Genomic DNA, 23,206 nt, shown 5'->3' on the forward strand with positions numbered 1-23,206 from the left:
GGCCGCTCAGTGCGACGACAGGCGGTTCTTGCTCCACAGCGCGAACGCAAGGCCGCCCAAACCAACAAGCAGTACCCCGCCCAGGATGCCGAAAAGCCCCAGCATGTTGGGCCCGGAGAAGTTGCCCGTGGCCAGGACTGCGGCCTGGGTTTCCTTGCCCTGATCGATCGGCGTGTCCCAATTGGAGGACTTCGAGGGACTCGGCGAGGCAGACGGCGTCGCACTCGCCGTGGCGGTGGCTGTAGCGGTGGGTGCCGCCGTCGGAGTTTCCGACGGCGTTTCGGCCACCTCAGGCTCTACCGTCGCCGGGGCTTGGACGACGGCGGGCTGCGGCGCTTGGACGGCCGGCGCGGGAGCTGCCGGAGCCGGAGCAGGCGCGGCCGGTTGCTTCCGGTCGTGGACGCGGGTTGGTTCAGGCGCGGGCTTCACGTCACGGTCCGGCGCCGGCTTGGTATTCGTTACTTCAGGTGCGAGGACCTGTTCGGTGGGAGTTGGATCTCCCGGGGCTTCCAAGGAGGGACAACTTCCCGCCGCCTCCGGGATGCAGGGCGCTGCGTGGGCAGCGCCCTGCGGTGCCAGCCATACGGCGGCGGCGAGCAGGACGCCCGCCACAACGGCAGGGACGCGGCGCCGGCTGGAGGCGGGCACAGCGGCAGGGGGAACGGTGGGTTGCATGGGGCATGACCTCGCTGGGGGCGTTGGGGCGCTTTGAGCGGTCCGGAAGTGCGGTACGTTTCCGGCATCCTCCTACACACACCAGCGAAGACGCAAATCCTAGCTCCGGTTTTCGGGCGGCATGGCAACCTGCAGTTTCCGTACTTTGCCGCGTCCCACGATGTACCCGCGGCCCGGGATGAAGTCCTTGCTGAGCCGTCCCAGTGACGTGTTGAGGAGGCTGTCCCCTTCCACGTCGCCGGGGTTGAGCAGCAGTCCCCTGCGCCCGGATTTGAAGGGCTGCGCCAAGGACCACGCCTGCGACCATGTGGAGGTTTCGGACTCGCCAACTACCCACTGGTCGGCCTTGATGGCGGCCGTCACCAGGCGCCCGACGCCGGACTCGGCGAGGGTATCGGTGAACTCCGTGAGGCCCTCAATGAAGATCGCCATGGTGCCCGGGTTGTCGCTTGCCTTGTCCACCAGGTCATCCACGACGTCGGACACCTCATCCGGACCCACCAGGGCACGGCTCCAGATGTTCAAGGAGGCAACCGTTGAACGGCGCGAGCCGATGTAGATAAGGTCGGTCCGCGGGTTGGACCGGCGCAGTGCGTAGGCCAACGTAACCAGTGCCACCGTTCGCCCGGAACCCGGAGGCCCTGCCAGCAGCAAGGGGCCTTTCGCGGCAATGGCGGCGGAACCGAGGGTCTCGTCGTCGACGCCGATGATGGGATTGTCCACGGCTCCCACGGGCAGGATGTCCAGGTCCACCAGTTCGGGGAGCCGTTGGATCTGTGGAGCCTGGCTGAGTCCCTGCCGGAGCATGGCTTGGCTGAGCTTGGACACTTCGCGCGCCTGCAGGGCCAGGTTGGAATTGCCGCCCAGCACCGCCAACTGCACTTCCAATCCGTCCAGGAGCCCGCGCCCAGGAGGTGACGCTGCGTTCAGCACGTCCTTGGGGACGTCCAGCGTCATGTAGTCGTCTTCCGAGCTCAAGCGAAGCACCAGCCGCTTCTGTATGGAGGCCAGGAGCGACGCCGGTACGGAGTTGGGACGGTCGCCGCTCACCACGAGGTGGATACCGAGGGGACGGCCGTCCGTGGCGAGCTGCAGGAAGATATCCCACAGCGAAGAAAGGTTGCTGTATTCGTAGGATTCGCGGAAGGAGGACATGCCGTCCACCATGATGAAAATGCGCTTCTCATCCGGCCGGTCAGCCAATTGGCGGTATTCGACGATGGTGGAAGCCCGGACTTCGGCAAACCTCGTGGCCCTCTCATCCGCGATGTCCTTGAGCCAGCGCAGCAGGCGGCCGACGCGTTCGACGTCGTCGCCGTTGATGATTTCTCCCACGTGCGGAAGGCCCTCAAGCATCTTCAGGCCCGAAGATCCGCAGTCGATGCCGTAGACGTGCACGGGACCGCCGCGGGGCGTCACGGCAGCGGCGATGGCGATGCCGCGCAGTGCCGCCGACTTACCTGAACCACCCGTGCCGTAGACGGCCATGTTGCCGTCCTTGTCGGGCTCGTAGAAGACCGTGGGCTGGTCCTGGTGGGCGGGATCGTCCGCAACGCCAAGAAGGAGGCGTTCATCGGTACGGGGGTTGGGCAGCTTGGAGAAGTCGTACGTGGTGGCCAGCTCGTTAAGCCAGGGCTTGCGCGGCGGCTCGATTGCCAGGACGTCAGCCGCCCTGATGATGTTGGCCGTCATCCGTGCGATGTCGTTCGGTCCGGCCGGTTCCTCGGTGATATCCGTCGCGGGCGGCGGCTCCCAGGAAGGTCCGGAGCCGAAGGCCATCTCCACGATGTCGATGCGGGGCCGTTGCGGCTTCTCCGTGGTCCACCCGCCGGCATAACCGGTCTGGAAACCCTGGATCCTCCCGGGCCCGGTCTTCGCCGCACCGCGGCCCGGGATGGAGGGATCGAAGTAGGCGGCTGTCGGAACACCAAGAATGTCCACGGCATCCACTTCATCGGCCATGCGCAGGGCGACCCGGAGGTTGGTGTTGGCGCGCAGGTTGTCCTTGATGACGCCGGCCGGCCGCTGCGTGGCAAGGATCAGGTGCAGGCCAAGGGAACGGCCACGCGCGGCCACGTCAACAACGCCGTCCACGAATTCGGGGACCTCGGTGGCCAGCGCGGCGAATTCGTCCACGATGATGATGAGGTAGGGCGGAGCCTCGGGGTCCGCTTCGCGCTGCAGGGCGAGCAGGTCCTTGGCCTTCTTCCGGTTCAGGAGCCGTTCGCGGTAGTGCAGCTCGGCACGGAGCGAGGTCAGGGCGCGCCGGACAAGGTGCGGCGAGAGGTCGGTGACCAGGCCAACGGTGTGCGGCAGGTGCAGGCAGTCCGCGAACGCGGCTCCACCTTTGTAATCGACAAAGAGGAAGCTCACGCGGTCCGGGCTGTACGCAGCAGCCATGCCCATGACCCAGGACTGGAGGAACTCCGACTTGCCTGCACCGGTGGTTCCACCCACCAAGGCGTGGGGGCCTTCGTTCTTCAGGTCCAGGTAGAACGGCTCAACACCCTTGGAACCAACCAAGGCCCGGAGGCTGCCGTTGTCCTTGCGGTTGGGCACGGCGGTGGCATGGACAGAGTTGTTTTCCTGCCAGCGCTCGGCCACGGCCTGGGGGTTGTCCATCAGTTCCTTGCCGATCAACGTGGCGTAGGAAACGGCGCGCGGGAGGTCCGAGTCGTCCTCGAGCGGGTTGCCGACGTCCACCAGTGGAGACATCATGCGGGCCAATTGCGTGGCCAGCTCAACGTCGAGGCTTTCGCAGCTCACCGGATAGGTGTGCCGGCCCAGCCGGACCTGGCCCGTCGTGGTGCCGTGATCGCCGTCGACCGAGAGGAAGTCCCGGCATGCGGCAGGCAATGACTGCACGTTGGCGGCCACCCACATGACGTGGACGCCAAAATCGGGACCGCGTTCCACCAAACGGGTAAGGCGTCCACGGTCCACGGGTGCATCGTCTTCCACCACCACCAACACCGTGGGCACAACAGGTCCGGGAGTCTCTTCGTGCTCATTCTTCAGCCCGGGCCGGGGCTGTTGGCCCGGTTCCTTGGCCTGGGCTTCACGCTGCTCCACCAGGTCTTCCAGCCGGGACAACAGCGCGGAGCCTGCACCCGGGCCGGCGGCAAGATGGTCGCCCGTGAGGGGGCTGTGGCCTGAACCGACGTGGGGCAGCCATTGCAGCCAGTCCCAGCGTTCCCGGGACCGCGGGGACGTCAGCGCCGTGAGGACGAGTTCCGCGGGCGAGTGGAGGCCCACCAACTGGAGCACCATGCCGCGCGCGACGTCGTCCACCACACTGCGGTCTCCGGCGACGCCGAAGGAGCCGGACGCGCGCAGCTGCGACACGATGGGCACGCCTTCGATCACCCGCACCTGCTGCAGGCATTCCTGGATTTCCCGCATGTACTTCGGCTCGGTTTCGTTGGCCCCCGGCTCGTCGAACTGGATGCGGGACGGCGCGGAGCCCAGGCCGAAGCGGACGCTCAGGAAGTGCTGGTGTTCGGGCCTGTTGGTCCACAGCAACGGACCCAGCTTGTAGATGGCATCCACTGTGTCGCTGACCGATGGCGCCTCTTGCAGGCGGACCGCACGTTCGATGTTCTGCTGCCGGTCGATGTCTTCCCGGAACGCCAGCATGGCGGCGTTGAACTGCTTGTGCCCTTCCTTGGCCTGGCGCTTGCCCTGCATCTTGTGGTCCACGTAGTGCCCCACGATGAACAGCGGCATCATGGCCATGAAGATGACGGAGAGGATGTTTTGCGTCAGGGCGAAAAGGACGCCGCCCATCAGCAGCGGCGTGACCAGCATGATGTACGGGAACGGCTGGTGTTCAGGGCGTTTGGGGCCCGCCGGAGGCACGCGCTTGGGCGATTCGAACCGGGGAACCACCCGCGGTGACCTGTTGAAGTCGACCAACGGCGAGGTGGGTCCTCCGGAGTGGTTGCGCGAGAGCGAAACGACGCCCACGGTGGTGTCGCCCAACGTCACGGTGTCCGAGGATTCCAGCGTGGCCCGCGTGACGGGCAGCCCGTCCATAAGGAGGCCGTTGGCGGAGTTCGTGTCGACGATTTCCACCGTCTCCCCCACCGTGATGCGGGCATGCCGCTTGGACGTCAGGGGGTCGGACAGCCTGACGTCGGCGTCCCGGTCCCGGCCGATGTAGCTGGTACCGAACGGCAGCGAAAACTCGCGGCCGGCGTCGGGCCCTGCCATGACGCGCAGGGTAGCTGCCGCCGGTCCGCGGTTGGTGCCGGGCGCGTTCGAGGCGAACTGTTCGCTCACCTGTGTCAGGGACACCTTGGAACCGGGCCGCAGCCCGGATTCCAGCAGGTTGTCGGTCGGGCGCAGGACCTGCCCGGACAGCCCGCCGCCAACAAACGCCTCATCCACGCTGATGGAGAGGTTCGACGGCGGTTCGGTCCCCTTCCGTGCGGGGTCCGCGGCCCACAGTTCCGTGGCGATGTCGGCCACTGTGGCACGGCCATCCACCGTGACGGCCAGGTCCTTGGCTTCCGCGGGATCCCGCCGCAGGGTCAGGCGAAACTTCATCCTTCGTCGACTCCACTCTCAGTCTCAAGCAAGTACAGGTCGGCCGGGGTGACCAGGTGTGAGGTCACGGCGTGCTCCACGAGCCGGGCACGCCGGTTGGTGGCGAGCTTCCCGGCGCCGCCGCGGAGCCCCACGACGCCCACGCGATCGAGTTTGTCGCACACGTTGTCCAGCTTCCGGTTGAACCGGGTCAGCGCCCATCCCAAGCGTTTGGCGGCCTCCGCGGACGACGGGATGGCACTGAATCCGGTGCCATCCCGTCGCAGCATGGGTTCGGCCAGGGCCACGATGAGCGCCTTTTGCGAATCGGTGAAAACAACGGGCCCGATGGTGGTGTCCCCCGCCTGGTCCTCGTCCCGGGCTTCGTGCCGGAAGGACGGAGTCTTCAGGTGGACGGCGAATTCGTAGGTGGTGGGGCCCGCCGTGAAGATGACGTTGGTGTGGCTGAAGACCAGCGGGATCCGCGCGCCCGGAGCAAGCCAGGCCTGCATGCCGCCCGAGCCGTCGGCGATGGTTGCCGACAACATGCTCCCCACGTTGCTCAGCCACCAAATTCCGTCGTAACGGGCAATTTGCAGGAAGCGGCGGTGCAGGTAGGGATTGTCATCTACTTCAAGGTCGCCTTCGCGGCCGATGTCGAATACATCCTCATCTGACGGTTCGTACCATTCGCCACAGAAATCTATTGCTAGATCCCCCATGATCTGTGCCTCCTTGCAGGACTGTTTGTTACTTTCGGGAACGGGCTACTTTTCAAGGCAGCCGATGGATTCAGGACCTCCCGGCGACGCCGAGCCATCGGCCCGCACAACGATCACCTGGATGCACACCGGCAACTGCGTGGTACCGGGGAGTACCACGTTGGAGGCCAACGTCGATTCGTACGGTCCGTCCGCCTTGGCCGACTTGGTCCGCCACTTGTAGGTGTCTCCGGAATTGAGCGCGACCGGATCCCACCTGAAGATCACCAGCCCGGGGCCGCCGCCTTGCTGGACCTCGGCGCGGATGCCCGTCACATCGGGCACATTGCCGTCGCTGATGGCGTCTGCGGGCGGTTTGCTCGCGGTCTCGCTGGGAGCCACTTTGGGCTGCGCGGAACCGCCCAGCACCACACCGACGACGACGGCGACAGCCAACACTGCTGCACCGCTCACGCCTAGCCAGAGGTTGCGTTTGCTGTGGTCGGCTTCCGGGGCCCCGGCTTCTTCGGCTGCGGGACCCGAACGATTGACCGTGGCGGCAAGGTCATCGTGCGCGGGCGGCTGCCAGCCGCGCAAAACCGTCGACTCGGCCGTTTCCGGTTCCGGGGCGGCGTTGGGCGCGTGGACACCAGGTGATTGGAACTGCGGAAGGTTGGTTTGCGGTGCCGGGAACTGCTGCTTTGGCCGCGTAGGGCTGGTGGAAGTGCCGGCGCTGGTGGACGTACCCGGCATGGTGGACGGGAACGTCCGCGCAGGAAACGTGGGGGCCGATCCGGTGGTTGTGGTTCCGGACGCATCGGGATCGATCGAAGCGATGCTCCGGACACGGGTCTCTTCCACGTTGTCGTCCGGGTGCTGTTCATCCCCGTGCCCCGGGTCCGCCAGGACTTCGAACGGCGTCACTGACAGGTTCAGTTCCGCCTGGATGCGCTGCAATGCCAAGGCGAAGGCATGCGCCGACGAATACCGCGACTCCGGGGACTTGGCCATGGCGGTGGCAAGGACCAGTTCCAGCGATTCGGGAACATCCGCGCGGCCCAGGCGGGGCAACGGGGAGTTGGTGATGCGGGAAATCAGTTCCCGCTGCGAGTTGTCCTGCCCGGGCAAAACGAACGGGGAACGTCCGGCCAGCAGCGTGTACAGGGTTGCGCCCAAGGCCCAGATGTCCACGGGCACGCCGTCCACGGGCCCGCCGCGGAACTGCTCAGGGGGCGACCAGGGGATGGACATTCCGGCGTCGTCGTCGTTGTCCCCGCCGATGGTCCCGGAGATGCCGAAGTCGGTCAGGGCGGGCCGGTTGTAGTCGGTGACCAGGATGTTTGCCGGCTTGATGTCCCGGTGGACAATGCCGGCGCGGTGCGCGGTCTCGACGGCGGAAGCCACTTGGATCCCGACAGCCAGGACTTCGTCAACGCTGAACCGCTGGCGCCTGTACCGCACATCGAGGCTGGGCCGTGAGCAGTACTCCATGGCCAGGTAGGAGTGTCCGTCTTCTGTGGTCTCCGCTTCGAAGATGGTCACGATGTACGGGTGGGAGGAAAGTTGCGCCATCAGGTTTGCTTCGGACTCGAAGCGACGGCGCGCACCCTCGGTCTTCAGGTCGGACAACAGCACCTTGACCGCTACCTTGCGGCGCGGCCTGTCCTGTTCGTAGAGGAAGACGTCAGAGAAGCCGCCCGATCCCAGCAGGCTGACGTACTTGAAACCCGGGATGTGGGGAGGCGGTGCAGGGGGCCTCTTGGAACTCAAAGAATCTCCTCGAAACGCAATGAAATGTCGTCACCCAACTCGGCAATATCGCCGTCGAGCAGGATGGCCATCTCGTTTTGGGCGAGCCGGCGCGGTGCCTGGCCCTCCCGGATAAGAACGGTGCCGTTGGTCGCCTTCAGGTCGCACAGCATGACGTGCCATCCTTCCAAGCGGACCTCGACGTGCGACCGGGAGATGTCTCCCCCGGGGCTTTCCACCTGGACGAGGCGCGGCATGGTGCCGCCCTGGACCCTGGAGACGGACGGCTGCCTGCCGATGATCAACGACTTATCAAGGTCGATCAACTCGCCCGTGGAGATACGCATCCGGCCAAGCCTGGGGCGTGGCACCTGGACCGCGTCTCCGGACAGCGCGAGGCCGCAGGAAGCGCACTGCGGATAAGTGGGCGGGTTTGCATGTCCCTGCCCGCACACCCGTGCTAAAACGCTGGGTCCCGTGGCGTGGTTGCCCGCGCCTTCCTGGCCGGTTGCGGTGCCGGTTGAGGAGCCACCTGCGGCCATTCCCTCAGGAACGTCCGCTGCAACACTGCTCTTCATGATGGTCTGGCCATCATGGTCCGGATCATTTTCCTCGGGAGCCTGCACCGCGGGTGGACTGGAAGTGAACTGCCGAACGGGCGCTGCCGGTTCAGGAGCCTCGGAGGAGGCACCGCTGCGCAGCCACGGCACGGAGTCAATCAGGGCCGGTACACCAAGAGGGGCCTGGCCTGCGGACCCGTCGCCGGTACCCGGTACGGCTCCGGCCGGACCAAGTACGACGCCGGTCCCTCCTTCGGCGGCTCCGTCGCTTTCCGCGTCGGCCCGTTTCGGCGCCGGCAGCGGCACTCCTTCGGGGATCGGCGGCGAGGGCACCTGGGCTGCAGGAACGTCGTGGTCGTCCTCGTCTCCCACGATCCTGACCGCTGCGTCCTCGATGTTCCGCATGACGGTCTTATCCCACAGGTGGTCATAGTTGGTGGTGGTTTCCAGCGTGGGAACCATGGGATCCGTGGTGCTGGTGTGGACCGGAACGCCACCGGAGTCCTCGGAAGCTTCGGCTGCCGCAGGAGGGTCCACGGACTCATCCGGCTGGAATTCGTCTGAAGGGTCCTCCCCTGGAACGACGTCTTCCGCGGGCCCGGGAGCGGTTTCCGGCGCAGACGCTGCGGCGGCCTCCGGACCGGCAACAACAGGCAGACCGTCCGTGTGCGGAGCGATCGTCAAGCCAAGGTCCACGTCGGTGTAGCCAAGCACAGTCTCATCCGAGACCCGTCCGCCGCCCGGTGCCGCCACGGGCTCAGCGTCCGCCGGTGACACCACGGGCTCAGCGTCGGCTGCGGGTGTTTCAGTTCCGGGGGCCGGGGCAGCCGCCGGAACGCCGGCAAGGACGACCTCCAGCGCGGCAAGCCGCACTACTCCCTCAACCACCGGCAGGCCCAGCGGGACGGTACCAGCCGCCGTCGTGGTTCCGCCGGAACCGATCCGCAGGCTGAAGGAGTCCGGTGACTGCAGCCGCCGTTCCGTCCAAGTGGTCACGTCCCGGCCGGACAACTGCTCGCCGCCGGTGGCCGAGTGGACTTCAAGGTCGAGGTCGCCGCGAAGGAAGACCCTGAGCTGGTCTTTGGAATCGATGATGCCGAAGGGCGGAATCCGGGTCAGGGATACGCCGAACGCCTCCGTGACCTCATGGAGTACCTCGTGGGCCTCGGGCGCGGAGGCCAGGAGCTCCCACACGGACTCCACCAGCGACTCCGGAGTCTCCGGGCCGAGGAGGACGACTGTTCCCCGGCGCAGCACTCCAAACCAGTCGCCGTGACGGTAGCGGGCGACGGCAGGTACGCCATTACTTGCCATCAGCACCGTCCTCCGTATCCGCGCCGTTGACCCAAGCCCGTGGCAGGGTGTCCTCTTCGACGTCGTTGCCAACTTCCGGGCGCGGCGCAGTGGTGGCAATACCGGCGTCGTTCAGGACGTTCTTGGCGTCCACCACAATGACACTCACGTTGTCCCGGCCGCCGCTGCGGAGGGCCGCCTGGATCAGGGCGTCCACCGCGTCCTGCGGGTGGGCAACGGTGCTGAGGATGCGGAACAGGTGGTCGTCCCCGAGTTCCCCGTTAAGTCCATCGGAGCAGACCATGATCCGGTCGCCCTCCTGGATGGGGAGGAGCCAGAAATCGGCCTCGGTCTCATCGCCGGTGCCCAGGGCCCGGGTGACCACGTGGCGGCGCGGATGGATGGCCGCCTGTTCTGCCGTGATGTCCCCCGAATCCACCAGTTCCTGCACTTCCGAATGGTCCACGCTGACCTGCGAGAACTGGCCCTGGCTCAGCAGGTACGTCCGGGAATCGCCGATGTTCATGACCAGCCAGTACGGCACACCCATCTGCTCGACCACCACGACGCCGGACAACGTGGTCCCTGCGCGTCCACCGGTGGCATTGCGGATGGCCGCGTCCGCCTTCAACAGGCAGCCCTGCAGCTCACCGGCCGACGCCGTCCGTGTGCCCGTTGCCAGTTCCGGGGCGCTGCCCAGGGTGCGAACGCACATGCCACTGGCGATCTCTCCCGCTTCGTGGCCCCCCATGCCGTCGGCCACGGCAAAGACAGGATCCGAGGCAATGAACGAATCCTCATTCAACTCGCGGCGCAAACCGCGGTCCGTACCGTAGCCGTAGCTCAATTGGAAGCTGGAAGCGGCTGCGTTGGCGTCGGCATCGGGGGTTGCCGGCTGTGAATTCATGCTTGTCCTAGGTGGAAGGAACGGTCACCGAAGTGGACGGTGGAACCGGGGCGGACGAAAACTGCAACACCTGGCTGCAAACGGGTTTGGAGGCCGTCGGGGGTGGTGACCGCGCTGCCGTTGGTGGAGTTGCGGTCGGTGACCCAGACGCCGTCACCATCCACCCGCAGGTGCAGGTGCGTCTTGGAGATGGAGCGCCCCGGGTCGGATACCGGCAACAGCTGCTGGGTAGCTTCGCCGGGCTGTCGTGCGGGGTTGCGGCCAAGGAGAACCGTGCCGCCGAGCTGGACATCCTGGCCGTCGTCAATGCGGATCCGCAGGACTGCCTCGGCCCGTGCCGCACCCGGTCGCATCCGGGTGCGGTCGAGGTCGTCATCAGGATGGGCAACGGCGGGCACGGATGCCTGCGGGACCGGACGCGGTGCAGTGGGCGGACGCCACTGGTTGGGATCGTGCGGAGGCAACGCGCCCTGTGCGGGCACAGCAGGCGAGGAGCCCGACGCCGGTTCGGTCGCCGCCGGTGCGGGGACGGGAGCCGGTGCCGGAGCTGCCGACGGGCTCGGAACCGGCGAGATAACGGGCTGCACCGGAGGCAAGTCCACCGGCGCGAAGCTGTACGGTCCTTGGATGCCGCCGGTGGCTACGGGGTTGCGACCCGCATGGACATCGAAGACCAGGGTCTTGGCTGCCTTGTCCTGCCATCCCTTCAGCTTGCCGTTCTTGTCCCAGGCGCTGGAGACCACCACGAGGATGGCCCAGATAGCGCCCAGCACCATCAGCGGGAGCGCGATGAAAAGAACCAGGCCAAGCTGGCCGATGGCGAGCAGCACAGCACCGACGATTGCCCCCAGCAACAGGCCACCGCCGGTGACGATGCCCCGGACGAAGACGGCTCCAGCGCCGGGAGCGTAACCGTCGGCGTCAGAGCTCCGGATGCCCATGAGCTGGTTGCCGATGGTGTTGCCGGACTTGGCCTCGATGCCGAGCAACACAAACATGTAGGCCACGGTGACGGCCAGTCCGATGCTGCCGAGCAACACAAGCAGGCCGGTGTCATACACAATGAAACCGTTCCGGCGGGTTTGCGTGATCCCGGCAATGCCGATGGCAAAGGTAGTGACCAGGACGGCAAGGGGAAGAAGCCAGTCGAGCACGGCGGCGCCCAAGCGCTTGCCCGCTGAAGCCGGCACAAGTTCAAGCTTCGTCGACACCGTGGTCCCTCCCCCTGGATTCACCCCTGTGCCTGCCATGGTTGCAGGCATCGCCGCGGCTGTCCGCCCCGCAGCTTCCTGAGCGGACACTACCGAGATACTACCGGGACCGGGCCCGCCTTGATGGTTCGCCTGGTCCTGGGCAGCCAGGTGCGCATGGTTCACGTTGCGTTCCCGACGCGCTCCCCGGTTGCTCAACGGAGAACTGCAGAAGGTGCAGAAAGCAGCGCCGGGCCGCACTCCATGGCGGCAGGCCGGGCACAGTTCAACATCACTGTTCACCCGATCCGCCCTTCCTGAAGAGGGATTTCAGCTTGGCAAGTACGCTCACGCTTGTCCGCGGCCCGCTGCCGGGAACGGTCTCCCGCTGTTCCCGTCGCCTCAGGGCGGCGCGTCCATCCGCCAGCAGGGACCGCGGCGAGAACCGGGCCTGCTGCCGTTTCCAGAAGCCAACGCTTCCCGTGATGTCCTCCAGCGACGAGTCAACGATCTTCCAATACTCCTTGACCTCATCCTCGCTCGGCTGCCCGGCTCCGAAGACGGCAGCGTCGGCACGGTGGGCAAGCACCGTGGTGGTGCTGCCTGCCACGGGGAAGGCATCCGCAATGACCGAGGCCGATTCGCGCCGCGTCGACTTGTTGTCGATTGACGCACCCATGTCAGTGGCAAGGCTCAGCACCTCGTTCCATCCTCCGCCGACCCGCTGGGCGGGGTGGCCGTCACGGAAACGCGCCTTCCGGCGTCGTGCCTTCAACAGAAGGATCAGCAACAGCGGAATGGCCAGGATCCCCAGCGGAATCAGGGCAACGCCAATGGCGGCCAGCAGCGGACCCCAGAAGAGCCAGGGGTTGTTCTTCTTCTCGTCGGCATCCAGGGCGTCCGGGGTGGAGTCCGGCGGCAGGTCCGCGGGCTCCTGCGGCGGGGGCGGCGGCTGCAGGACCTGCGGCTTGGGCTTGGATTTGCTCTCCGGGTCCGGCGGGATGGGCACGTTGTCCTTGGGCGGCGTGGGATCGAACGCCACCCAACCCACCCGGTCAAAGGCAACCTCCACCCAGGCGTGCACATCCTTGCCTGTGATCTTGATGTCGCCGGCACCGTTTTCCGGGCTCTTGGGGTCCGGGTAGAACCCCATGACCACGCGGGAGGGGATGCCCAGGTGGCGCAGCATGAGGGACATGGCAACCGAATATTGCTCGTCGTCGCCCAGCATTTGCTTGGCGGAGAGCAGGTTGCGGACACGTGCGGCACTATGGCCGGGCAGGCTGGGCAACTGGCCCTCGGCTACCAGGCCGTTACTGAACGCACCACTCTTCTGGAAGTGCGCCTCGATCTGGCGGACCCGGTCGATCGCCGTGGGAGCATCAGCCGACAGTTCGTTCGCTTGCGAAGCCACGATCGGCGGAACTTCCTGGGCGTCCGGCAGGGTGATCTTGGCGAAGTCGTACTGGGTGAGCTGACCGTGCTCCAGTTTCCCGGGGTCCGAGACCTGCACCGTATACGAGTCACCCTTGCCCAGGCCCTGCGTGGTCACCGCGGTGTCCGTCCCGGCATTGAAGTACAGGCCCGAAGCCGCTCCCGCGGCCTCCGCGAAGCTCAGGCCGGTGGTGTGGCGCCCGCCGGGGACGAAGTACCCCTGGTAGTCCTCAATAGTGATGTCCAGCGAGTAATTGGTGCTGGCGACGGGGCTGCCCGTATCCGCCAGCGTGTTCAACGACCGGGCGTCACCGACCTTGCTGAAGTTGCCGGAGCTGTTCGGATCCATGGTGTAGTTCAGCCCGTTGAACGAATCGAGGGCGGCCAGCCTGACCCTGCCGTCCTTGGGCAGGCCCTTCACCGAGAAGAGCGTGCTGTCCTTCTGGTCCTTCACGAAGTTCCGGAAACTGGCCAGCGGCGTGACGTAGTCGCGTGGATCGAACGGCGGCACGATTGTGTTGCGCAGCACCTTCCGGTCATCGCTGGCGGTCACCAGCGGCGATGCGACGGCGGTAATGGCGACGGCGGCGGCAATGACCGCTGCCCCGGTCCCCAGGCGGCGGAGCTTGCCGCGGTGGGCCGCACCGGCGTCGTGGTCCGTCCGGTTGGCCGACACTGTCTTGGTGCTGGACTGGCGCAGGGCGTCGCGCCGGAAGGTTGCCCACACGATCGCGATGATGGTGAGGGAAACGCCGCGTTCCACGTTGAGGAAACCGGCGCTTGTGCTGAAGGCAATACCCGTCACAAAGAGCGCCAGGACCGGCAAGAGCGGCCAGTACGGGCTCTTGAGCCGCCAAGCCAACAGGCCTGCCGCCAGCGCGGTGATCAACGAACTGAGGAACGGCACAATCAGCATGCCGTTCGCGGTGCCCACGGGCACACCGACGGTGAGCATGTCCTTCCAGGCGAAGACAATTCCCAGAAGCAGGGTCCTGAGCGAATCGAGGCTTGGCAGGAACCCCAGCACTGCGGTGTCAGGGACCGCCAGGGCCGATCCAAAAAGCATGTAGGCGCCGAACGCCAGCGCCGTGGTAATCAGCAGCCCCAGGCGAAGGTGCGCATTCAGCACGGCAATTCCCAGGCCCAGCAGGATGCCGCCCAGCCCGGCAATGAGGTAGCGCGGGTCTCCCCCGAAGCTCAGGCTGAAACCAAGGACGCCCAGGAACAACAGGACAACCAAAGCGCCGCAGTCGATGGCGAAATGCCATGCCGGCCGGCCGTCGGCGAAGAAGGACGGTACAGGTTTGGCGCTCCGGCTGCGGTCGCGGGTGCGAAGATTCGGCGCGGTGCTCATGCTGCCGCCTTTCGAAGGACAATCGCAAGGTCATCCAGGTCACCGACGGTCAGGACCGTGAGGTCCGCGATGTTCGCCCTCGACGGCGCCGCGCCCGGCTGGACGCGCACGGCAAGGCTCCGGACACCCGGCATGATGGAGGCTGCAGCCGAACGCAGCTCCGTCGCGGTGACTTGGCTGCCCACGACGAAGAACACCACGGAGGCGTTTGGGACGGTGTCCGACAACGTACGGGCAAGGTCGACGGCGGTTTTCCGCATGGGTGCCCCGACGATCCTCGTCATGTCATCGAGCAAGTTGCGGCCGGTCTCGCAACGAAGCGGCCCCTTCTGCGTCAGAACGTCCAGTTCGCGCTGCTCGCGGATGGCCTGGCGGCCAATGGAACCAGCCACCGAGATGGCCATCTCGAACTCATGTTCGGAATCGTATTCGTCGGTGTTGATGGACAGTGAGATGGCGAGGTGGGCCCGTCGGGTTTCCTCGAACTGCCGGACCATCAGCTTGTTGGTGCGTGCCGTGGTCTTCCAGTGGATGTGCCTGCGGTCATCGCCCGGCACGTAATCCCGGAGGGCGTGGAAAGAGACGTCCGCGCTGGAAAGTTCGGCGGTGGGCATACCTTCGAGGTCACGGATGAAACCTGCGGCAGAACCACCCAACGGCACCGTCCGGGGATGGACGTACAGGTCCACAGGTTCAGTCCACAGCACCCTTCGGCGCAGGAGGTGGAGGGGGTCGGCGCGCACGGAACGCACGGGACCCACCACGATCACGGCCCGCCGGGCAGTGGGGATGGTGAAGAGATCCTCATGGACCTGCGCGGGCTTCATGCGGGGCAAGTGGAAGACGGCGGTGTTGGCCCCCACCGGAAGCTCCAGTGATGCCGGGAGCAAAGGCCGTGCGGAGACGTTGGAGACGGCGATGCTGCCCACCGCGTCATCGCCCACGGCAACACGGGTGCGGGCCAGGTCCAGCACCACACCGTACGCCGAGCGGCCCACGATGAAAGCGATGGCGAACACGAACAGCAGGAATGCCACCATCGCGGCGGATTTCGCTTCCTGCCAGCCCCAGGACTGCCCTGCGATCCACAAAGCAATGGCCGCTGCCAGCACGACCCAGCCCAGGACGCTCACCACGGAAAGCACCGGCCAGGCAAAACGCAACCAGTAGGTCCGGACCTTGGACCACACCGGGGCAAGCAACTCCCCTGCTGTCCCCGCGGCTTCAGCCCACACGGCCGCCGGGTGGAGCTTGCTCTGCTTGCCCCTGCCGTTTCCCGCGCGGGGCCGGTTGCCGGGTTGGCCACCGGGTTGGCCGCCCGGGTGCTTGCCGGAACCGCCGACTGAGCGGATCTTGCTGCCAAGCGCCGATGTTGCACGCTTGAGCGAATCAGCAGCCCTGTTCAGGGGTGTGCTGGAGGACATGTGGAGACCTTTGTTCGTGCCGGGGATGCGGGTGTGAAGCTGCAGGAACTATGCGCTGGCGCGTTGCTGCGGCGCGGCTACGTCAGCCAGGACACGCGTCAGGACTACCTCGGGCGTGGCGCCGGAGAACTCAGCCTCCGGGTCCATGACCAAGCGGTGCGTCCACACGACGGGCGCCAGTTCCTTGACGTCATCCGGCAGGACGAAGTTGCGTCCCTGGCTTGCTGCCCACACCTTGGCGGCGCGAACCATCGCCAAGGCACCACGGACGGAGACGCCAAGGCGCGTCTCGGAAGCGTTGCGGGTCTCCTCACAGAGGCGCGAGATGTACTCAAGCACTGCAGTGTCCACGTGGGTGGTAGCGGCGAGGTCGGCCATGTCGGCCACAGCCTGGGTGGTGATGATCGCCGAGAGATCCCTGGAGCGGTCCTTCAGGTTGCTCCCGCCCAACAGACGCACCGTGGAGGCGTGGTCCGGGTAGCCGATGGAAGTCTTGATGAGGAAGCGGTCCAGCTGTGCTTCCGGCAGGCGGTAGGTGCCCGCCTGCTCGATCGGGTTCTGGGTCGCCAGGACCATGAACGGCCGGCCGGCGTCGTACGTGGTGCCATCCACGGTCACCCGGGACTCCTCCATGACTTCCAACAGGGCGGACTGGGTCTTCGGCGACGCACGGTTGATTTCGTCAGCGAGCACGATGTTGCTGAACACCGGCCCCTTGTGGAACTCGAACTTCTGCGTCTTCTGGTCGTAGATCGTTACACCCGTGACGTCCGAGGGCAGGAGGTCAGGGGTGAACTGGATGCGGTTGTGGGAACCTTGCACCGTCGCCGCGAGGGCACGTGCCAGCGAGGTCTTACCGGTACCCGGCGCATCCTCGAACAGCACGTGGCCCTCGGCCAGCATTGCGGTGAACGTCAACCGGATGACGTGTTCCTTGCCCAGGACTGCCTGGCCCACGTTGGCAACGAGCTTCTCGAACGTTTCTGCAAACCACGCGGCCTGCTCGTTTGTCATGGTCATCGCTTGGGAGTCCTTTTCTTCAGTCCGAAGTGTTCTTGTGGAGTTGAGTGCGGTGGTGCCACGCGGGTCATCAGCAACCACCGGGCCGGGGTCCGTAAAGGTCCACGGTGGTGGACTTCACGTACCAGCCATCCTTGGGGCTGCCCTTGAGGCGGTACCAGGCAGTACTACCGCCATAGATGTTCTTGGTGCAGTCGATGGTGATCTTGCCCCACGAGCGCTCTACCCAACCGACGCCGCATTTGGCCGGGCTGCCGGGAGTGTAGGAGTCGGGCAGGCCCGGTTTACCCGGGCACGTCCGGACGCTGGCTGCTTCCACCTGGATCTGCGACGGCGTCGGCGGTGGTGGCGGTGGCGTGGGGTCTGCTCCGCTGGTGGCCGTCACGTTCCCACTGGGCGGTCCTGCCACAACCGTGACGGCACGGACGTTCAGCCTGCGGGTCTTCTCCCAACCTCCGGCGGAAACGTCGTAGCGGTTTGCCTTGCCAACGCTGGTCCAGCCGCCGCCGTCGAGCGAGACTTCGAAGTGATCCAAGGGGCGACCGTTGGTGGCCGGGTTGTTCCACGTCCAGTGCACCTGGCCGTCACCCTTGGCCGATTTGCCACCGCTGACGTTGGGCGCGTTCGGCGGACCGTAGGGGTTGCCGGTTCCAACTGCTTTGGCGTCGCCGGCCATGTTGTTCTTCACGGAGGTGGCAATGATATTGACCACCACGTTGGTACCGTTCGGCTGTCCACCGATCACACCGCCACCGCGCGCGATGGGTCCGGAACCGGACGCCGTCTGCCAGCGGTAGGTGATCTCGTTGTCCTGGGAACCGTTGCGTTCGGCCGCTGTCAGCGGGGTGAAGGTCACTTGCAGCTGGCCGCTGGTACCCGTTTCCTTGACCGACCCGCTGCCAACTGTCCCTGGCTTGCCCGCGGCACGGATCGCCGCCGATTGCTGGCTGACACCGCTGACTCCGGCCTTGTTGGTGGCGGAGACCGTGAACGTGTAGTCGGCCTCGGAGTTGGCGACGGTCACGTTCTGTGAGGTGGCCGCTACAGTCTGCGTCGTCACGACGGCGCCGCCACGGTAGGTGGTCAGCGTGTAGGCGGAGACCGGGTCACCGTTGTTGTTGGGGGCTGCCCAGCTGACCTTCAGCTGGCTCTGGTTGCCCACGGACCCGGCGCCGGACACCGACGGTGCCGACGGCGTCGCCGGAACACCGGCAGGCGTTTCTGCCGCCGAATAGGGGCTCCACTCGGACGGTTCCTTGGCATCGTTCCTGGCAAGCACGCGCACCTTGTAGGCCACGCCGTTCGTCAGGCCCTTCCATACGTAGCTGGCCCCGGTCAGATTCTGGATCTGCGGGTTTTGCCCGGCAGGGGCAGGCGAGATCTCCAAGTCGTACGACTTCACCGGAGAGCCCTTGCTGGCCGGCGGAACCCACGCGACAGACAACTGCTTGTCGCCGAACTTGAGGGTCGGAGCCAAGGGGGTGTCAGGCTTAACGTCGGGCCGGACCTCCGCGGACACCGGTGAACGCTCGGATTCATTGATTGCGTTGGTGGCCGTCACGGCAAAGTGGTACTTCACGTTGTTGGTCAGGCCAGTCAACGTACACGTGTTGGCCGGGCAGTCCTGCTTGAATCCGCCCTCGCCGTAGACGGTGTACTTGGTGATGGGTGAGCCCCGGTCTGCCGGCGCAGTCCAGGTCAGCAATGCCGTTTGATCGCCCACGCTCTGCGCCAACGGCGTGGTGGGGGCAGCCGGCTTGTCCTTCACCGTCAGGCGGATGCGGGCCGTCGAGTAGCGGGACAGCTCCCCGGTCTTATCGGACACGGTGTACGCAACCACCATGGTGCCCGTGAAACCGCCGCCAGGGGTGACCGTCACACTGTCGCCGCCGGGTTCAGCCGCGCCCTCGCCGGTTTCCACCACGGCGGAGACGATCTTCAAGGCCGTATCCGGGAACGGGTTGGAGTCATTGGCAAGGACATTGACGGTGACAGGCTTGCCTGCCTGTGCGTCCGGCTCAACGTCGTCATTTGCCACCGGCTTGGGGCGGTTGGACGCCGTCAGCGTCAGCTTGTAGCTCGCCAGGGCTTCGAGTCCGCGAGGGTCCTTGGCCTTGACCTGCACCGTGCCGCCCTGGCCGATCTGCACCGAATCGTTGGCGGATGCCTTCAGCGTCTTGCCGTCGAGCTGCACGCGGAAGCCGCCGGGCGCGGAACCCACCAGCTCATACTTCATGTTCCGGACATCGTCCGCGTCCGGGTCCGACGTCAGCTTTTCCAGGTCCAGGCTCGCGGAGTCACCCTTGGGCACTTCAAGGTCGCTGCCCAGCAACTCCGGCGGGTTGTTCTTGTTCGGGTCCGGCAGCACCTTGGTCCGGATGCTGAGCGTGGACTTCAAGCCGTTGGGATCATCCGGGCCTGAACCGTCGGTGACCTCGAAGCTGATGGAACCCGGGCCAACATACTCCGCACCGGCGGTGTACTTGATGGCGGTTCCATTGCCGGCGATCGGATCGCTGCCGTCGGAACCGATGAGCTTGATGCGGTCGGCCTGGGTAAGCCGCGGTGACTTGCCCTCACGGACCTTCACCCACTCGGAGAGGTTGACAGTGACGGACTGGCCGGAGACCAGCTCCACTACCTCGTCCTTGGCGAGTGTGGGCACCTGCTGGCCGACGCCGGGGACCCAGATGATGGCCGTGGACTTCTGTCCGTCCACGTCCTCCACGGTGTAGGGCACCAGCTGCGGCTGCTCGGTGAGTTCCACAAAGACGTTCCCCTCGGCACCAGGCCGTGCGGTAGGCGAGTCGGTGGCGATCTTGAGGTTCTCGCCCACTCCGTCCGGGTCCTCGTCATTCTTGAGCACCGGAACATCCACGGCGGTCTTGCCGAGGGTCTGGGCGGACGTGACGCGGTCATCGCGGGCGATCGGCGCCTGCAGCGGGACGTCGTTCTCGACCACCACGCGAATGGTGGCCTGTCCTACGGCATCGCGATCGTCAGCCACTGCGTAGCGGACGTTGACGGTGCCTTCGGCCGCCGGAGCGGTCAGAAGGATGCGGCCGCTGGTCTTGCTCACGTGGGCGTCCAGGGCGGCGTCGGCCTCAATGCTGTCGGTCAGGATGCGGATCTGGTCGCCATCAGGGTCGGTGTCATTGGCTGTCGCATCGACGGCGATCTGGCGGCCCGGGCGAACCTGGACCTCGTCGTCCACCGGGGTGGGCTTCTGGTTGTTTTCGCCCCGGGGTGCGACGCCGACCGTTACGGTTCCGGTGTTGACGGCACCCTGCCGGTCGATCACCTTATAACGGAAGGTGTCCGTCCCTGCGCCGTCGCCTGCAGCGACGAAGTCGATGAAGTTGCTTCCCGCCGTCGCGGTTCCCATGGTGGGCGTGCTGTCGATGCCGGTGAGCTGGACCGAGTCGCCGTCGGGATCGATGCCGTCCAGCGGGACGGGAATCCGAACGGTTCCACCGGCAACCACGCGGGCCGTCAGGTTTTGCGGCTGCGGCCGGGAGTTTTGCGCGCCTTCGAGCGGAAGGATGTGGATAGTCACCGCTGCGGCGCTCTTCTGGCCCTGGGGATCGACGGCGTTGTAAATGGCGCGGACGGTCTTGGGCGTGGGGCCTGCGATGAAGCGGAGCGTGTTCTCGGAGATGAAAGCCTTGCCGTCTTCCTCGGCAACGGTCTGGGCCAGCACCGGATCAACGGTGAGTTCCTGGCCCTGCGGGTGCGTGTCGTTGTCCAGGACCGGAACGGTCACGACGTCGTTCACGCGTACGTTGACCTCGTCCGGCTTGGGCTGGGGAGCCTCCACGACGGCGGGTGCAGGCACCGGGACGACGCCCACCGTGCCGGTGGCCGAGGCCCGGCCGTTGGACATCGTGTAACTGAAGACGAACGGTTCCTTGGCGCCGAGGACGTCGGTGATGCGCAGGACGCTGTGGTCGATCACGCTCACCGAAGCTGATGAGCCCTCCGGAACGGTGACCGATTGCAAAACGAGCACTCCCCCGGACGGGTCGGAGTCGTTGGCCAAGGGATCCACCAGGACACTTCCGCCCACAGGCAGCAATGCCACGTCATGGACGGCAACGGGTGCGCCGGTGTCCTTGCCGGATTCAACGTCCACCCGGATCAGCCCCTGGCTGCTCTGGGGTCCGTTGCTGGCGATATACGTCAGGTACACCGGTCCGGGGGTGTTGCTGCGGAAGGTGAACGTCCCGCCGTCGGTAATGGGACCCAGCTCGGCTTGGCCGGCCGCTTCCACGTGGGCAACACGCAAAGCGCCGCCGTTGGGATCGACGTCGTTCTTCAGCGGAGAGATCACCAGGTCCTGGCCCACAACAGCCGTGACGTGGTCGGCGTTTACCACCGGCGCCAAAGCTCCCGGCGGCTGGACGTTGACCACCACGCGGCCCGTCGTCGTGTCCCGTCCATCCCAGACGGTGATGGTGACGTTTTTCTTGCCCGGGGCAGCGCCGGAATCCTGGTAAGTCAGCAGGCCGTCCCGCCGGACCTTCACCTGGTCCTGTTCGTTGTCGGCTTTGGCGTCGAGCAGAACGAGGTCGTCACCGTCGGGATCCATCCAGTCAGTCAGGATGTTCTGGCTGACGGACTTGCCCTGTTCCACCAGCATGGTGGTGGGCTCAGCGCGCTTGAAGAACGGCGGTTTGTTCTCTTCCGGACCGACGACCCGCAGCGTGACCCTGCCGGCAGCGGAGAGTCCACGCCCGTCGGAGGCGTTGTAGTCGAAGGTCTCCGTGCCGGGCTTAGCCTCGGCAGGGACCTTGATCTGGAACGCCGACCCTCCATAGATGTTCTCCAGCGCACCTGCCTTGGGGGCATTGGCACCCACGGCGGCTGTCAGGACGTCACCGTCGGGGTCCGAGTCGTTGTCAAGGACACTGAGGATGGTGGTGCGTCCGGGCCGTACTCCGAACTCGTCGGGCTTGGTCTCGGGTGCCCGGTTGGGTTTGGTCCGGTCCGGAAGGACGTTGATGGTGTTGTTGTCCGCGGACTCCTGGTCCTGGTCGTCGGACTGGTTCTTGGGCGGGACAACCTCGTCCCAGTTGTTGACCAATTGCATGTTCTGGTTGACCAGCCACACGCTGCCCGAATTGATGTCGTTCAAGACCACCAGGTCCCGGTTGACGCGGAACACGTAGTTGGGCGAAGCGCTTGCCTTGGGGACGTCGTTCTTCTTGTCGTCTGCGTCATTCTCGCAATCACGCACGTATTTGTTGGCTCCGGCCCACGCGGCGTGGACGCACTTGCCCACCTGAACGGGCGCGGCGGGAACACCTTCGCCGTCGGCGCTGACCGTATCGGCAGTGGAGCCGTCCAGCGGCTGCTTCAGCAGGTTCTTGCGGGTGGAGATGGCCACGAAGCCGCTTTCCGCGCTGGTCTGCTGGAGCTTGGCCTCACGGGCATCGGCCAGTTGCAGCTTGCGCCCGCCCGGCAGGAACAGGTTGCCGGACGCGGCATCCAGCGCCACCGGATTGTCTCCCACGACAGCCAGTTGCAAGTCCCCGGCGCCCTTGAGCTCATCGACTTTGGTGACTTCCGAGGCGGTCCTTTCCCCGTTGACGTCCACGGTGGTAACGGTGATCTCGCCCTTGCCCGGATCCGCGGTGTAAATACGGTTGTCATTGCCAACCGCGGACACGAGGCCTTGGGAACCGGTCAGGACGGGTTCGGTCCCTTCTTCATCGAACCCGTTGACGGTGGAGGGAGAAAGCGCCCAGACCTTGCCCTTGGCAGGATCAGTGACCGAGAGCACCGTGGAGCCGTAGCTGACCTGCGCCGACGACGGAAGCTGCTTATCGCCGCCAAGTTTCAGGTTCGCGGCGGAGACCTGGTTGATGGTGGAGCCGGATTCGTCGTCGACAAACACGTTGCTGTCGTGCTGAAGCACGTCGAAGGTGGTGCTGGCCGGAGTGACCGCCCCGTCCAGTACCCGTGAAGGGTAATTGAGCCGGCCCACGGCGTTCTTGGTCTTGCTCACAACCCATACGCCGCCGTCGTTCAAGTCCACCTCGGTGGTCTTGAATCCCGGGTACAGCACAGCTGCCGCCACCAGCACGGCACCTGCTGCCGTTGCCGCGGTTGCGGACACCAATTTTCTGTTTCGACGCTTTTTCAGCCCCAGCTTGCCGAAGAAAGAAGTCACGACCCCAAAATTCCCTTTTTATAGCAGCCGCCCCGAGCAGCTTCCGAGCCCACCGGCAATCGCCGGCAGCCGTTCATTCCGCAGTACCCCCATACGGCGGCGGAATTTTCAGTCCCTAAGACTATCCCACTCACCACACGGCCCATCATGGAAAGCCGATACCGGACTCTCCAATGGCTTTGACAGCATACTGTCTTAGT

General features: G+C 65.8%; 11 protein-coding genes. All 11 read right to left on the reverse strand.

Going from position 1 to position 23,206, the window contains the following annotated elements; genetic code table 11:
* Positions 1-6 precede the first annotated feature (6 nt).
* Entirely contained in the window at positions 7-675 is a 669-nt protein-coding gene (locus tag HMI59_RS14580; protein ID WP_193591694.1) for a hypothetical protein, read from the reverse strand.
* Between the two features lie 99 nt (positions 676-774).
* Entirely contained in the window at positions 775-5,223 is a 4,449-nt protein-coding gene (locus tag HMI59_RS14585; RefSeq protein ID WP_193591695.1) for an FtsK/SpoIIIE domain-containing protein, read from the reverse strand.
* Positions 5,220-5,924 (reverse strand): hypothetical protein, encoded by a 705-nt coding sequence (locus HMI59_RS14590; protein ID WP_021471386.1) that lies wholly within the window; start codon positions 5,922-5,924, stop codon positions 5,220-5,222. The genes HMI59_RS14585 and HMI59_RS14590 overlap by 4 nt, the downstream gene beginning before the upstream one ends.
* Positions 5,925-5,969: 45 nt before the next feature.
* Positions 5,970-7,673 carry a serine/threonine-protein kinase gene (locus HMI59_RS14595; RefSeq protein WP_193591696.1) on the reverse strand — a complete coding sequence of 568 codons (1,704 nt, stop codon included), beginning with the start codon at positions 7,671-7,673 and terminating at the stop codon, positions 5,970-5,972.
* A complete protein-coding gene (locus tag HMI59_RS14600) occupies positions 7,670-9,526 on the reverse strand; it encodes an FHA domain-containing protein (RefSeq protein ID WP_193591697.1) in 1,857 nt (618 codons plus the stop codon). Before HMI59_RS14600 ends, HMI59_RS14595 begins: the two co-directional genes overlap by 4 nt.
* Entirely contained in the window at positions 9,516-10,412 is an 897-nt protein-coding gene (locus tag HMI59_RS14605) for a PP2C family serine/threonine-protein phosphatase (RefSeq protein WP_166187093.1), read from the reverse strand. Before HMI59_RS14605 ends, HMI59_RS14600 begins: the two co-directional genes overlap by 11 nt.
* Positions 10,409-11,905 (reverse strand): RDD family protein, encoded by a 1,497-nt coding sequence (locus HMI59_RS14610; protein ID WP_193591698.1) that lies wholly within the window; start codon positions 11,903-11,905, stop codon positions 10,409-10,411. The genes HMI59_RS14605 and HMI59_RS14610 overlap by 4 nt, the downstream gene beginning before the upstream one ends.
* Positions 11,895-14,390 carry a transglutaminase domain-containing protein gene (locus HMI59_RS14615; RefSeq protein ID WP_193591699.1) on the reverse strand — a complete coding sequence of 832 codons (2,496 nt, stop codon included), beginning with the start codon at positions 14,388-14,390 and terminating at the stop codon, positions 11,895-11,897. Before HMI59_RS14615 ends, HMI59_RS14610 begins: the two co-directional genes overlap by 11 nt.
* Positions 14,387-15,814, reverse strand: a complete 1,428-nt coding sequence (locus HMI59_RS14620) for a DUF58 domain-containing protein (RefSeq protein ID WP_193591700.1) — start codon at positions 15,812-15,814, stop codon at positions 14,387-14,389. Before HMI59_RS14620 ends, HMI59_RS14615 begins: the two co-directional genes overlap by 4 nt.
* Positions 15,815-15,862: 48 nt before the next feature.
* Positions 15,863-16,834: a MoxR family ATPase gene (locus HMI59_RS14625; protein WP_193591701.1), complete on the reverse strand. Its 972-nt coding sequence runs from the start codon at positions 16,832-16,834 to the stop codon at positions 15,863-15,865.
* A 70-nt stretch (positions 16,835-16,904) separates the two neighbouring features.
* Complete coding sequence (locus HMI59_RS14630) at positions 16,905-23,006, reverse strand: Ig-like domain-containing protein (protein WP_193591702.1); 6,102 nt, start codon at positions 23,004-23,006, stop codon at positions 16,905-16,907.
* Positions 23,007-23,206: the final 200 nt, after the last annotated feature.

The sequence above is a fragment of the Paenarthrobacter sp. YJN-5 genome, from assembly GCF_015040095.1.
Lineage (GTDB): Bacteria > Actinomycetota > Actinomycetes > Actinomycetales > Micrococcaceae > Arthrobacter > Arthrobacter ureafaciens.